General features: G+C 34.0%; 14 protein-coding genes. 6 read left to right on the top strand and 8 right to left on the bottom strand.

Going from position 1 to position 13,010, the window contains the following annotated elements; translation table 11 throughout:
• Positions 1-103: 103 nt before the first annotated feature.
• Positions 104-1,402 carry an aminopeptidase P family protein gene (locus tag LUD75_RS07465; RefSeq protein WP_232705059.1) on the top strand — a complete coding sequence of 433 codons (1,299 nt, stop codon included), beginning with the start codon at positions 104-106 and terminating at the stop codon, positions 1,400-1,402.
• Positions 1,403-1,515: 113 nt separating this feature from the next.
• Here LUD75_RS07465 and LUD75_RS07460 read toward each other — a convergent pair whose 3' ends face one another.
• From LUD75_RS07460 to tyrS, 5 genes are all read right to left on the bottom strand, one after another.
• Positions 1,516-2,154 (bottom strand): alpha/beta hydrolase-fold protein, encoded by a 639-nt coding sequence (locus LUD75_RS07460; protein ID WP_232705058.1) that lies wholly within the window; start codon positions 2,152-2,154, stop codon positions 1,516-1,518.
• A gap of 54 nt (positions 2,155-2,208) precedes the next feature.
• A complete protein-coding gene (locus LUD75_RS07455) occupies positions 2,209-2,832 on the bottom strand; it encodes a hypothetical protein (RefSeq protein ID WP_232705057.1) in 624 nt (207 codons plus the stop codon).
• 197 nt (positions 2,833-3,029) lie between these two features.
• The gene (locus LUD75_RS07450; RefSeq protein WP_232705056.1) at positions 3,030-3,257 is read right to left on the bottom strand and encodes a hypothetical protein; all 228 of its coding nucleotides are present in this window, start codon (positions 3,255-3,257) and stop codon (positions 3,030-3,032) included.
• 39 nt (positions 3,258-3,296) lie between these two features.
• Positions 3,297-4,139, bottom strand: a complete 843-nt coding sequence (locus LUD75_RS07445) for a hypothetical protein (protein WP_232705055.1) — start codon at positions 4,137-4,139, stop codon at positions 3,297-3,299.
• A gap of 108 nt (positions 4,140-4,247) precedes the next feature.
• A complete protein-coding gene (gene tyrS / locus LUD75_RS07440; RefSeq protein ID WP_232705054.1) occupies positions 4,248-5,543 on the bottom strand; it encodes a tyrosine--tRNA ligase in 1,296 nt (431 codons plus the stop codon).
• A gap of 382 nt (positions 5,544-5,925) precedes the next feature.
• On the opposite strand from tyrS, the gene mnmE reads away from it, so the two are divergent.
• The 5 genes from mnmE (at position 5,926) to LUD75_RS07415 (ending at position 10,148) form a co-directional block, all read left to right on the top strand.
• A complete protein-coding gene (gene mnmE, locus LUD75_RS07435) occupies positions 5,926-7,311 on the top strand; it encodes a tRNA uridine-5-carboxymethylaminomethyl(34) synthesis GTPase MnmE (protein ID WP_232705053.1) in 1,386 nt (461 codons plus the stop codon).
• A 374-nt stretch (positions 7,312-7,685) separates the two neighbouring features.
• On the top strand, positions 7,686-8,036 hold the full coding sequence (locus LUD75_RS07430; RefSeq protein WP_232705052.1) for a phage integrase SAM-like domain-containing protein: 351 nt from the start codon (positions 7,686-7,688) through the stop codon (positions 8,034-8,036).
• Positions 8,033-8,617, top strand: coding sequence for a site-specific integrase (locus tag LUD75_RS07425; protein ID WP_232705051.1), 585 nt, complete (start codon positions 8,033-8,035; stop codon positions 8,615-8,617). Before LUD75_RS07430 ends, LUD75_RS07425 begins: the two co-directional genes overlap by 4 nt.
• 240 nt (positions 8,618-8,857) lie before the next feature.
• Positions 8,858-9,163: a helix-turn-helix domain-containing protein gene (locus LUD75_RS07420; protein WP_232705050.1), complete on the top strand. Its 306-nt coding sequence runs from the start codon at positions 8,858-8,860 to the stop codon at positions 9,161-9,163.
• A gap of 4 nt (positions 9,164-9,167) precedes the next feature.
• On the top strand, positions 9,168-10,148 hold the full coding sequence (locus LUD75_RS07415; protein WP_232705049.1) for a replication initiation protein: 981 nt from the start codon (positions 9,168-9,170) through the stop codon (positions 10,146-10,148).
• A gap of 1,116 nt (positions 10,149-11,264) precedes the next feature.
• Here LUD75_RS07415 and LUD75_RS07410 read toward each other — a convergent pair.
• From LUD75_RS07410 to LUD75_RS07400, 3 genes are all read right to left on the bottom strand, one after another.
• Positions 11,265-11,471, bottom strand: coding sequence for a hypothetical protein (locus LUD75_RS07410; RefSeq protein WP_232705048.1), 207 nt, complete (start codon positions 11,469-11,471; stop codon positions 11,265-11,267).
• 150 nt (positions 11,472-11,621) lie between these two features.
• Positions 11,622-12,179: a hypothetical protein gene (locus LUD75_RS07405; RefSeq protein WP_232705047.1), complete on the bottom strand. Its 558-nt coding sequence runs from the start codon at positions 12,177-12,179 to the stop codon at positions 11,622-11,624.
• Between the two features lie 21 nt (positions 12,180-12,200).
• A complete protein-coding gene (locus tag LUD75_RS07400) occupies positions 12,201-12,776 on the bottom strand; it encodes a hypothetical protein (RefSeq protein WP_232705046.1) in 576 nt (191 codons plus the stop codon).
• Positions 12,777-13,010 lie beyond the last annotated feature (234 nt).

Below are 13,010 nucleotides of genomic sequence, written 5' to 3'. Positions count from 1 at the left end.
AGTCCGGGTTTTAAATTTAATCTTTTTAGGTTTTGTAAATTTGGAACACTTTTTACCAATTCTTTTTTGTAGATGCGGTATTTAATTTAAATCAACAATTGAAATGACGACAAAATACGAACAGATTCCGAGTTCATTATTCGTAAAAAACAGAAAGAAATTTGCGGATTCATTATTGCCAAAATCTTTAGCAGTTTTTAATTCCAACGATATTTATCCCATCAGCGCAGATTCTACAATGCCTTTTCAGCAGCACCGCGATATTTTTTATCTCAGCGGCGTAGATCAAGAAGAAAGTATTCTGGTAATTTTCCCTGATGCTTATTTGGAAGAGAACCGCGAGATCTTATTTTTAAGAGAAACTAATGATCATATTGCAGTCTGGGAAGGCGAAAAACTGAATAAAGATCAGGCTTTTGAAACGTCAGGAATCAAAACTGTCTATTGGCTGAGTGATTTTGATAAGATTTTCAAGACATTAATGTACGAAGCGGAGAATGTTTACCTTAATAAAAATGAACATTACAGAAGTTCTGTCGAGACCGAGACGCGCGAAGATCGCTTTATCAAAAAGATAAAAGCAGATTTTCCGATGCATAATTACAAGAGAAGCAATCCCATTCTTCAGCGTTTAAGAAGTATCAAAGAGCCAGAAGAATTAGCCCTGATTCAAACGGCTTGCAACACCACAGAAAAAGGAATCAGAAGATTGTTAAACTTCATTAAACCAAATGTTTGGGAATATGAAATTGAAGCTGAACTGATCCACGAATTTGTAAAAAACAGAAGCAAAGGTTTTGCATACACGCCAATCATCGCAAGCGGAAATAACGCCAATGTTCTTCATTATATTGCTAATAATAAGCAGTGTAAAGATGGCGATGTGATTCTTTTGGATGTAGGTGCAGAATATGCAAACTATTCAAGCGATTTGACCAGAACAATTCCTGTGAACGGAAAATATTCCGACAGACAGAAGGAAGTTTATAACTCGGTTCTGCGATGTAAAGTGGAGGCAGAACAACGCTTGGTTGCAGGAAATAACTGGCATAAATTCCATAAAGAAATGGGCGAAGTTTACACAGCGGAATTACTTCAATTGGGATTAATCGACACGGCTGATGTTCAAAACGAAGATCCAAAATGGCCGGCTTACAAGAAATTTATGATGCATGGAACGTCTCATCATATGGGATTGGACACGCACGATTACGGGATTTTGACGGATGATTTTGTAGAAAATATGGTTTTCACAAACGAACCAGGATTTTATATTCCGGCAGAAGGTTTCGGTGTAAGAATCGAGGATGATTACGTGATTCAAGCTTCCGGAGCGCCATTTAATTTGATGGCCAATATTCCGATTACGGTGGAGGAGATTGAAGATCTGATGAATTCTTAAGGTAGAAATTAGAGTTTAGATGTTAGAATTTAGAATAATTTTGCATCAAAATTCCACATAAAAAATCCCGATCATTTAAGTAATGGTCGGGATTTTTGTGTTATTAAGTCTGATTATTTCTTGAAGAACTCCATCAGATCTATATAGTTTTTCTGATTTACGCCGTGTCCGGCCATATATTCTCTGAAAGAAAAGTAAGCGCTGAGATCGTACAGCAATTCGGCACCTTTTTTTGCCCATTCAATAGGGATTGCAGCGTCGTCAGTTCCGTGAGAAATGAAAAATCGCAGATGCTCCAGTTTTTTCTTGTCTCTAACTATGTTTTTCAACAATCGGTCTTCGGGAAAAGTGCTTAGAAGAGCCACTTTAGAAAACAATTCCGGATAATGCAATGCCAATGAATAACCAATCATTCCACCTTGGCTGAAGCCACAAAGATGGGTTTTGTTGTTGGTCAGACCATAATGGTTGGAGATTTTCAAAATATTTTCCAAAACCTGTTTTACGGCAGCTTCGGCTTGAGGTTCGTTAAGAAAATTTTCTTCACTCATAAAATCGATATCAAACCAAGCATAGCCGCCATTGTTTGCATCTCTTGGTGCGCGGAAACTTACGACCAACCAATCTTCCGGCAGAGTCGGGATAAAGCTGAAAAGATCCTGTTCATTGCTTCCGTACCCGTGAATTAGAAACAAGACCGGCGTTTCGGGGGTGATATTTTGAGGTTCTCGTACGAGATATTGTAAGTCCATAAAACAAAGATAACTAATATCAGAAATAGTTTAAAATTTTTGACTTAAAATAACTCATCTCAAAGGATATTTCAAATTTCCAATCATGAAAGTCTTCGAAGCGTTGAGTGCTCTTGAAGTAGCTGTATTTTCCTTTACAACACCTTGATGGTTAATATAATTGGAATGAATGAAATAAGTGTCTTTATTTTCCCGCGTCACAAAACCTGTATGAAAATCTAGACCAACGATGTACACTTGATTTCTTTCTTTGTTTAAAACATAATTTTCCAAATCTTCTCGCTTAGAAAAATATTTGATGTCGGTACACAGCTGTTTAATCATCACAGAAGAGGCTTGCTGAGCGAGATATGCTCTTTTTATATCAAAACCATAATCGCTCAAAATATTGGTCACAAAATATCCGCAGGCAATGCTTCCTTTCTGTGGTTCGCGCGAAGTTCCGCCAAAACTCCAAGGTGTATTTTGCCAATGTTCTGGGATTTCTGAATTGATGTATTTGAAAAAATAATTCTTCTTTTCTTCTTCGTTTTTTTGTTGAATGTTGTTTAAAAAATCTTTGTAACTGAGCTTTACAACAGGAACTTGTTTTTCTGTGTTTACAGTGTTTTCATCAGATTTTTTGCAACTTAAAATAGCAAGGAGCAAGGAGAATAGAATTGTTTTTAATTTCATCATTTTTAGTCTTCTCTTTTTATAAATATTGATGGGTCGTCAATCATTGTTCTTTTGAAAAATTTAAGAGCTGGAACCAAAATTAATCTGTAAACAATAAAATAATAAAAGAACCCAAAAATTAAATTTAGCAATATAAACCAAACTTCAGTTCTTCCTTGTGTGATGTTTTTCGTTCAAGTCTATCTATTGTTATTGCTTTAAAAGGATGTCCTTATCCTATATCTTTCATAAGTTGTTAATTCTTCTGTTTCACCACCGGTATGAAACGTTATTTCAGTAGTTTGATTATTATTATTTTGTCCAATTTGATCTTTATAGGTAAACAATCCCCATTGATAACCTTGTTCAAAATCTTTTTTTTCGTAAAGGAATAGCAAAAGCAGTAAGATGAATTTTTTTGCGCAAAAATTTACCTTTTTCTCCACGCTAATTTGATAAGGTTGAATTTATCAATAATATTTCATTCAATATATTCCTTTTTTCTTCTTTGATTTTTTTCGTTTTTTGAGAAATAAGTTTTCAATTAAAATCCGGAAATAACCAACCAAACAAAGCGCAAGAAAAATTCCCAATCCCGATAAAAATATTGCAGAATTTCTGCTGGTGTGTCTTTTATTAAGCAAAAAATATTCATAGCCAATATTTAAAAATAAATAAATCAGAACCCCAAAAGCAATGGGAAAAATCACAAAACCAAATATGGCAAGAGCGACTGTTCCTACGTTTTCAAAGGATTGGGTCTTGGCGTAATTATAAAAAACATAATAGAAAATGATGAGAAAACACAGCACTACAATGTTGATCACAAAGGTGAAATTCTTGATGGGCGTTATCATCCTTGCTTCATTATTTTCTACAATTATTTCTATTTTATCGCCAACCGCTTTTTGATTGTTTGCACTGAAAGAGACATCTCCGAAAGTTTTTTTGAGATTTCCATTGGTGTCTCTGTATTCTAACAAAGGTCGGTAAAAAGTATTTCTTCGAGTTCGTGAGCCTATGCTTTTTCCGCTTCTGGAAGTGGATTTACTAATGTGTTTTTCATACTTTAAGATCGTTGCGAATTGTTTGTTTGGGTTGAAATTATCTTTTACTGTGGTGTACGAAAATTGCAAGATCCCGAAGAAAAATATCGCAACAAAATAACTTGCGAAACCACTGATCCCGGCACCAATTAATCGCAAAATCAATTTCACGTGGGCAGAATTGTAAAGCCAAGTCCCAACAACAAAAAGGGCAAGAAGAACAGAGATTATTTTGAATACTAAGTTGTCACTTTCGTGAAAGCTAATGGAATAGGGATGCATCGATTGTGTTTGAAAAACTAAGATAACATTATTTTGAAATTAATTCTGAAATTTGGTTACAAAAAAACCACTCGAAAGTGGTTATATAAATTTTTATCTGTTGAATTTCTAAACAGCTTTCACAATGAAATAATTCTTTTTCCCTTTTTGAATAAGCAAGAATTTTCCATCGATCAAATCATTTTCGGAAACTGAATAATCTTCTCCGACTTTAGTTTTATTAATAGAAATTGAATTTCCGGCAAGTTCTCTTTTGGCTTCGCCTTTGGATTTTAAAAAACCTGTTTTCTCAGAAATCAAATCAACGATATTAGTTCCAATTGCTTCTGCTTTTGACAATTCTTTTTGTGGAACGCCGTCAAAAACCTGAAGGAACAATTCTTCGTTCAAACTCACGAGATCTTCCGCTGTCGATTGTCCGAAAAGTATCTGAGAGGCCTTTACCGCTTTTTCAAATTCTTCTTTTCCGTGAACCCAGATTGTTACTTCCTCAGCCAGTTTCTTTTGAAGTTTACGTTCGTGAGGTGCGGTTAAATGTTCCTCAATCAAAGTTTCAATCTCTGCTTTTGGAAGGAAAGTGTAGAACTTGATGAATCTTTCTGCGTCTGTATCAGTGGCGTTCAGCCAGAATTGGTAGAATTTGTAAGGCGAAGTTTTCTTAGCATCCAACCAGTAATTTTCGCCGCTTTCTGACTTTCCGAATTTGGATCCGTCTGCTTTTGTAATCAGCGGAACCGTTAAAGCGAAGGCTTCTCCACGGGCTTTTCTTCTGATTAATTCTGTTCCGGTTGTGATATTTCCCCATTGGTCAGAACCTCCCATTTGAAGTTTGACACCTTCGTTTTGGAAAAGGTGGAGGTAATCATAACCTTGCAAAAGCTGGTAAGTAAATTCGGTGAAACTCATGCCGTCCACTCCGGAATCGCCGGAGAAACGTTTCTTCACAGAATCTTTCGCCATCATATAGTTTACAGTGATGTGCTTTCCAATGTTTTTAGCAAAGTCAAGGAAAGTGAAATTCTTCATCCAATCGTAATTGTTGACAAGAATCGCCTTGTTATCGCCATCGCCAGCAAACTCCAAGAATCTTGACAATTGGTTTTTCAGACAATCCACATAATGGAGTAGAGTTTCTTCACTTAGAAGATTTCGCTCAGCAGATTTTCCGGACGGATCGCCGATCATTCCTGTTGCGCCGCCAACTAAGGCAATTGGCTGGTGACCGTGCTGTTGGAAATGTGCCAGGATTTTAATTTGAATCAGACTTCCGATATGCAAAGAATCTGCTGTGGGATCAAATCCGATATAGGCTTTCGTCAATTCTTTATCGAGTTGTTCTTCCGTTCCCGGCGTCATATCAGAAAAAAGTCCGCGCCATTTCAGTTCTTCTATAAATGCATTCATTGTCTTAAAAAATTTCGTGCAAAGATAAGAATTAGAAGCTGTACTTCATTTGTGATCTTTTGAAATGTTACATTTTGCTTGATAACGATAATTTTATTATAATTGATTTAATTACGGATAAAATAGTTCTTAAAACATTTGAAATTAATATCCTGAACGCCACAACGCTAATCGCAGCAAAAGTAGAATACAAATTATTTTGATATCTTGTGTCAAACCTGGATCTGAAGACAAATCCCTAGCCCTGATGGAAACGGCATCCTTTTTTATTTTTTTTTGCGCAACAATGATTCTTATACGAATCGTCGGAAAAATAAAAAAGATATAGTGGACAGCAGGTTCCCGGCTCCTAAAATTGCTCAAAATCACGTAACTTTGCAAGATGAATCAGGATACAATCTGTGCATTAGCAACGGCAAACGGAATAGGCGCCATCGGAATTATCAGAATTTCCGGAGCGCAGTCTTTTGAAATCGTGAACAAGATTTTTGAAGGAAAAAACTTGGAAAAAGTAGATTCTCATACAGTTCATTACGGTTTTATAAAAGATGAAAATGAGGTAATTGATGAAGTGATGCTATCCGTTTTCCACGCGCCAAGGACTTTTACGACGGAAAATTCTGTGGAAATCTCTTTTCACGGGTCGCCTTACATTGCCAAAAGACTTTTGGAAGTTTTGATTAAAAATGGCGCTCGAATGGCGAAAGCCGGAGAGTTTACGATGCGCGCTTTTATGAACGGACGGATCGATCTCTCTCAGGCAGAATCTATCGCAGATTTGATTGCTTCTGATAACGAAGCGTCTCGGAAAGTGGCTTTGAATCAGCTGAAAGGCGGGATTTCGCAGGAGATTTCGATTCTTAGAAATGACCTTTTAAATTTCACATCCTTAATTGAACTCGAACTTGATTTTGCGGAAGAAGATGTGGAATTTGCTGACAGAACGGCGCTGAACCAATTATTAAATAAAATTGAGATAAAATTAAGTTCTTTGATAGACAGTTTCCAATACGGAAATGCTATCAAAAATGGAACTGCGGTTGCGATCATCGGGAAACCAAATGCGGGAAAGTCCACGCTACTAAATGCCTTGCTGAAGGAAGAAAGAGCAATTGTCAGCAATATTGCCGGAACAACGCGAGATACAATTGAGGAAATTCTGCACATTAAAGGGAATGCTTTCAGGTTAATTGATACCGCCGGATTGCGTGAAACTGTGGACGAGATAGAAGCAATCGGCGTAAAAAAAGCAAAGGAAAAAGTGGATTCTGCGGATGTTTTAATTTATTTGGCTGATGCAGCAACAGAAGACTTTTCGGAAGATTTTGAAATTCTAAAACCTCTGTTGAGAGAAGATTTGAAACTAATCATCTGTGCTACTAAAATCGATGAAGTGATACCTACAAAATATGATTTGGTAGAGCTGGCTTTTCGGAAAGAAATCATTTCTGATTTCGATTTTATAAAAATTTCTGCCGTTGAAAATCAAAATATTGAGGATCTGAAAAATGAGTTGTCCTCCTTCGTAGAGCATTTGAAATCGGAAGAAAATAACGTCATTATTACCAACCAACGTCACTATGAAGCTTTGAAGAAATCTTTGGAATCTGTCGGCAAAGTTGAAGATGCAGTCAAATCTCAAATCACAACAGAACTTCTCGCCTATGAATTGAGAAACGCTTTGGAATATCTTGGTGAGATTTCAGGGGAGTTTAGCAATGACGAGGTTTTGGGGAATATTTTTTCGAAGTTTTGTATCGGGAAATAAATCCGTTTTCTCTTAGTTTCTTTTGATTTCTTTTATTTGATTTACAGCATTTTATGTAAATTTTATTTTCTTTTGTCAGAGTTTGTTTATACTTTTGTTACCACATATGTACTACTTCAAAATAATAATTGGTGTAAAGTAGTACAAAAAGGTACAAAAGACAAATTATGAAAATAGCATTGAATAAAAGAAAACTGAAAGATAGTAGAATCAGCCTTTCTATCGAGTATTATCGTGGTTCTGAAATTTCGGAGGAAGGTAAAAGAAGACATCTCCGAAGTTTTTAAAATTTAGACACCTACATTTTTTTAAACCCAAAAACACCAGCTGAAAAGAAACATAATAAGCAAAGTCTTGAATTTGCTGAAAATGTATTGTCTATTCGTAAAGCTGAGTTTGTACAAGGGAAATGTGATTTAAAGAACACCACTAAATCAAAAAGAACATTTCTAAATTACTTTGCTGAGAAAACTGAAGAGAAACAAGAGCAAGATTCTTCCAACAATTACGGCAACTGGTTTTCAACTCACCAACATTTAAAAAAGATTATTTCGAAAAATCTAACTTTCGATGAGATTGATGAAAATCTAGTCAAAAAAGTGAGGTCCTATTTTGATAATATAGCTCGGACAAAAAGTGATTTACCACTGTCCCAAAATTCTAAATATTCTTATTTCAATAAATTTAAAGCTGCCTTAGGAATGCTTTTGATGATGGCTATTTGACTATCAATTACGCTTCAAAAATAAAATCTTTTGAGCAAGCAGAAAGTCAGAGAGAATATTTGACTTTTGAGGAAGTTCAATCCTTAGCTAAGTCAGAATGTAAATATCCTGTATTAAAACGAGCTTTTCTTTTTTCTTGTTTATCCGGCTTGCGCTGGTCAGATATTAATACTTTAGTTTGGTCAGAAGTACGTGATGAGGGCGATGTGACCAAAGTGAATTTCCGTCAGGAAAAAACTGATGGTGTTGAGTATTTATATATCTCAAAGCAAGCGAGAGAATTGCTTGGAGAAAGGCAAGACCAGCAGGACAGAGTTTTTAGGGGCTTGAAATATGGTATGACCTACAATACTGAAATCATACGTTGGTGCAACCGTGCAGGAGTTCCTAAACACATTACCTTCCATTCTGCTAGGCATACAAATGCTGTCTTGCTCTTAGAAAACGGAGCGGATATTTACACAGTTTCCAAAAGATTGGGACATCGGGAAATTAGAACCACTGCTATTTATGCCAAAATAGTTGATAAGAAAATGAAAGAGGCGGCTGAGATGATTCCGGAATTAAAAATTGAAATTTGATTTTTTTTTATGACAATACCTTTGGAAAGCAGAGAATTTCTCTGCTTTTTCTGATAGATAGAATTTTTGAAAAAATGAATGCTTGTACGAAAGTTGAGATATTCTGGTAAAATTAAACTTCAAAAAAAGTAGTTTTTAAAGTTATTTATTAGTCTTTAGACTTCAACACACTGATTCTCTTGTATGTTGTATTTCCAATGCTGACTTTTGTCTCATTAAAACAAATAAATGCAAAAAAAAATGAACAAAGAAGAAATCATTATTACAGCGCTTAATCAGGTTCTTCAAGAAGTCTCAGACTTAAAGGAACGGCTTTACCTATCAAAAAAAGTTTTCAATGTTAAAGACTTCAGTTTTTACAGCGGATTTAAAGAATCTCATATATATAAACTCACATCTCAAGGAGAAATCGAATTTTCCAAACCAAATGGAAAAATGGTCTTTTTCGACAAAGAAATAATTGATAAATATTTATTGCAAAATTCAGTAAAAGCGAGAACATCAATTGAGAGTGCAGCAATAGAATATGCTTATCGAAAAAAATAATTTTATGAATACAGATAATATTTTTACTCCAAAGCATCATAAGATGGTTTTAGTTTCAAAGGACTTCCGAAGCTTTCTTGCAACTAGAGAAACCACACTTATAGAACAGCGGATTATTTTCGTAATTCTTTCAGCGCTTAAGGGGGATCAATCACTTTTTATTGCTCCAAAAGGAGATGCATCTTTCACTAAATCACCAATTACGTTCGAAGAATATCTCGAAGCGTGGCCAAATCAAGAAGCGGTTGACTTTACTGCTACATTCAAACACTTTAAGTCAGACATAATGCTGAAAAATATAAGTATCAAAAATGCCATAAATAAAATGGCTGATAGTGAATGGTTAAGACTTGAAGACGATCTAACCAGTACATTTAAAAGCTTTCCGTATATTATCGAACCTAGATATAATCTCAAAAATATTTCGTTCAAAATTCATAAAACTGTATTAAAGTATTTGATGAATATGAGTCCGTATATTTCAGTAAAACAAGAACTACCATTTAAAGCCTCTTCCAAAAATACGCTTAAGTTTTTGTTGTGGCTGTCCCCATTTAAGAAAAGAGGATTTGCTATCAGAGAGTATAGTCAACTTCTGAGAGAACTTAACATTTCTAAAAGTAAATATGAGGGCCGTAGCAGGTTTGAAAGAGATTTCATAAAGAGTGTGCAGAATGATTTAGATAGTTATAGTGATATTAGCTTTAATTATTCCTGTAATAATGATATATTTAAATTTACCATTCAGAAAAATAAATTTCTAGTTGGTGAAACTGAAAAACATAAAATAGCGGAAGATATACGTAGAGAAAGGTCAATGAAATACCTTAAAACTGCAAGAGATTTAAGTCAAGATGAGTTCAGTGCAATAAACAGTTTATATATTGTAAGGGGATATGAAGAAATGGCTGAAATAATAAAACGTAAAATTGATATAAATTTAAAAGGTTCGAGTTTCCTAAAAGAGGTTTATGCCCGACTCTAAAATAGCTAGGATATTAATTCCTACTTTAAGGTTTTTTTCTCCCTAATTCAAGATATTTTTTCCTCATTTATAGATAATAATACCGAGTTTTGGGATGCTATTTCCAAATTTAGGGATATTATAGCCGTAAATTGCAGGGTAATAATCTTCTAAAATCCCTTGTTAAGGCCAGTTTTGAGCTGGCTTTTTTTTGTTTAATTATATAAATATTTTTAAATATTTAATTTTTATAAATAAATAATAAAAGTGGATAGCTTTCTTTAGTATTCTAAAAAAAAAACAAAACACCTGCTAAGTCCTACTTTAGTCTTATGTAGGTCTTAATTGTTCAACATACTAAAAAATAAGCTGTCGTAATTATTAAGATTGACTCGTATAATTTCTATTTTAAAAAATATACTGCGGAGAAAAAAAACTTTATATTCTTGGAATTCAACAAAAATTAGAAATTATTAAGCTCAAAATAATCAAATCATGCTTTGTAATTTTATTAGAAAAACATACAGGCTTAACCCCATTTCTTACTTGCTTGAAAAAGTACGAAATTTTAATTCATTACCTGCCTAAAATAGTACTAGCTGGATTTCAGTGACCTGCTCGAAAAAGTATGGAGTTGTAATTCATTACCTGCCTAAAATAGTACTAGGTGGATTTCAGTGACCTGCTCGAAAAAGTACGGAGTTGTAATTCACTACCTGCCTAAAATAGTACTAGGTTTCTCACAAAACCTGCCTAATATAGTACAAGGTTGTACTCCCCAACCTGCCTAGAAAAGTGCAAGGTTACAATACTAACAATTTAATAGCCAAGTAGATGTGTTTTTTAGAGTTATAAAAAGACAATTAATTCTTTTTTCTTTTTTCTGCATTCTTTTTATCTTATTTTAAATTTCCGACACTTTTCAAAATAAGAATAGAAAATTAACACAATGATAATCAGGGTGTTATGATTTTTTTCTTATCTCTTAATTTTTTTTGCGAATAGTTTATAAAAAATCGGTGTGAATAGCAAGATGTGTCTTTGTACCCACAAACTTTTCAAGTTTGGGTACAAAGACCTTCTTGCCTTTTTTGCAAAAGGGGAAAAAACTTCGGAACTCGTTATTTACATTAACTGTCAATTTTTTAATGATTTTACTGATTTGATCTTATCGAATTCGGCTTCTAATTTACAGTGAACCTGTTCATAATTTTGAACCAAAATTGATAAAAATTTCAGTTCCTCAGATTCTTCAGAATCCTCCTTCAAATCCATCTTCATCAAAATATATATCCTCTTTATATAGCTTTCATACTGTTCTTCTGTTTCGAGTAGCTCTAACATAATCAATTCTTACAGTATTTATTATATTTTTTATTAGTTATAGGAAAATAGTAATTGTTTGCAGCTTTTTTTTAAATCTTGACAAAAAAATTTGAGTGATTCTATTCCTCAGTTTCACTAAATTAAATTTTTATAGACAGAGAAAACATATTATTCCCAAACCACAGGAATATTTTCAAAAACAGCACTGTACGGATTACTCTTGTTATCTTTTGCGTATACTTTCAGAGTTAGAATCTTTATGATAGGGAAATCAGTTTGTTTTAAATCAGCCACTGAAAATGTCATAGTCGCTTTAGTTGGTATTTCTGGTAAAATGTTCTGTGCTCTAATTCTTTTGTTTGGGGCAACAAGGACTTCGGAGGTTTGGAATTGATTTCCCTGTGGATCAATTAGAAAAGCTTCTTCACATTGAAAAGATTTTCTCGCAGTAGATTCAGTATTCTGATAAATAAAAGTGACAGAAATTGTCTTACTTAATTTTGTACCATTTACTTTCACAATGTCTAATTTCATCCCATCAATATTTACAGTTCGAATTGGTTTCAAAAGACTCAAAGTTTCTTTGTAGTAATCTACTTGCTTGCTGAGTTCTAAAATTTGTTCTTTATTATTTTTTAGTTCATTTTTCAAATCGGAGCAATCTGATTTTTGAGCAAATAGAATTTGAGAAAATGCTAATGTGATTAAAATTAATTTCGATTTCATTATCTATGTTTTTAGGTAATTTTAAGAAGCTTGCGTATCTCTACTAGCATATTGCTTCAATATTTCTTCATAGTCAGTATGTCGAAGAAAATGTTGTCGTATTTTTTCATATTGTTCTTTTGAGAGATGGTTCGCACTCATTGGAATAAAATTCAAAATTTCGGAAAAATGCCCTTTCATAAACATCAATATCTCCTCAGGAATCTCCTTTTGATGAACGAGCTTCTGCGCCATTTCAATTTCCTGGAATTCTTGATCATCTTTGAAATTATTTTTTGGATTCAGAAGTTTGAGGATCTTTTTGGCTGTTCTGACATTACTTTCCATATAGCACAATACCAAATTCATGCGGTCAGATTTCGTTGATTTTACAACAAATTTTCTAAAAATATTTTCGAAATAAAAGATCGCTGATTTAATGTCAGATTTGCCATCAGCCGTGATTTCTTCGATATGTTTTACAAATTCAGGATTAAACGGGTAAGCTTTTTCCGAAATCAATTTCGGTTTTACTGAATTACCAAAAAGATAAAAATTAATGAACTTTTCAAGAACTACAAAATAGTCTTGGTTTTCAAGAGATGATTGTGATTTCATTTGTGTATTGGCTTGAAATACAGTCCCAGTATTTCGGATTTAAAATGAGAAAGCGTGGAACTGGAAGCCAATCTGTAACAGAGGTACCGCTAAGAACCCACAATCCAAATAGAACTTACAGCCCACGCCTATATAAGACACGGGCGTAAGCCTATCGAATTTGGATTGTTTTGAAAATTAGCGGTTTTCTGTTACCAATACGATAGCTTACGCTTTACGTTGATTTAATTTTTT

It is taken from the genome of Epilithonimonas sp. JDS (genome assembly GCF_021261315.1).
In the GTDB taxonomy this organism is placed as follows: Bacteria; Bacteroidota; Bacteroidia; order Flavobacteriales; family Weeksellaceae; genus Epilithonimonas.
The sequence above is the reverse complement of the archived record's forward strand: the minus strand, read 5'-3'. Positions and strand labels throughout refer to the sequence as shown.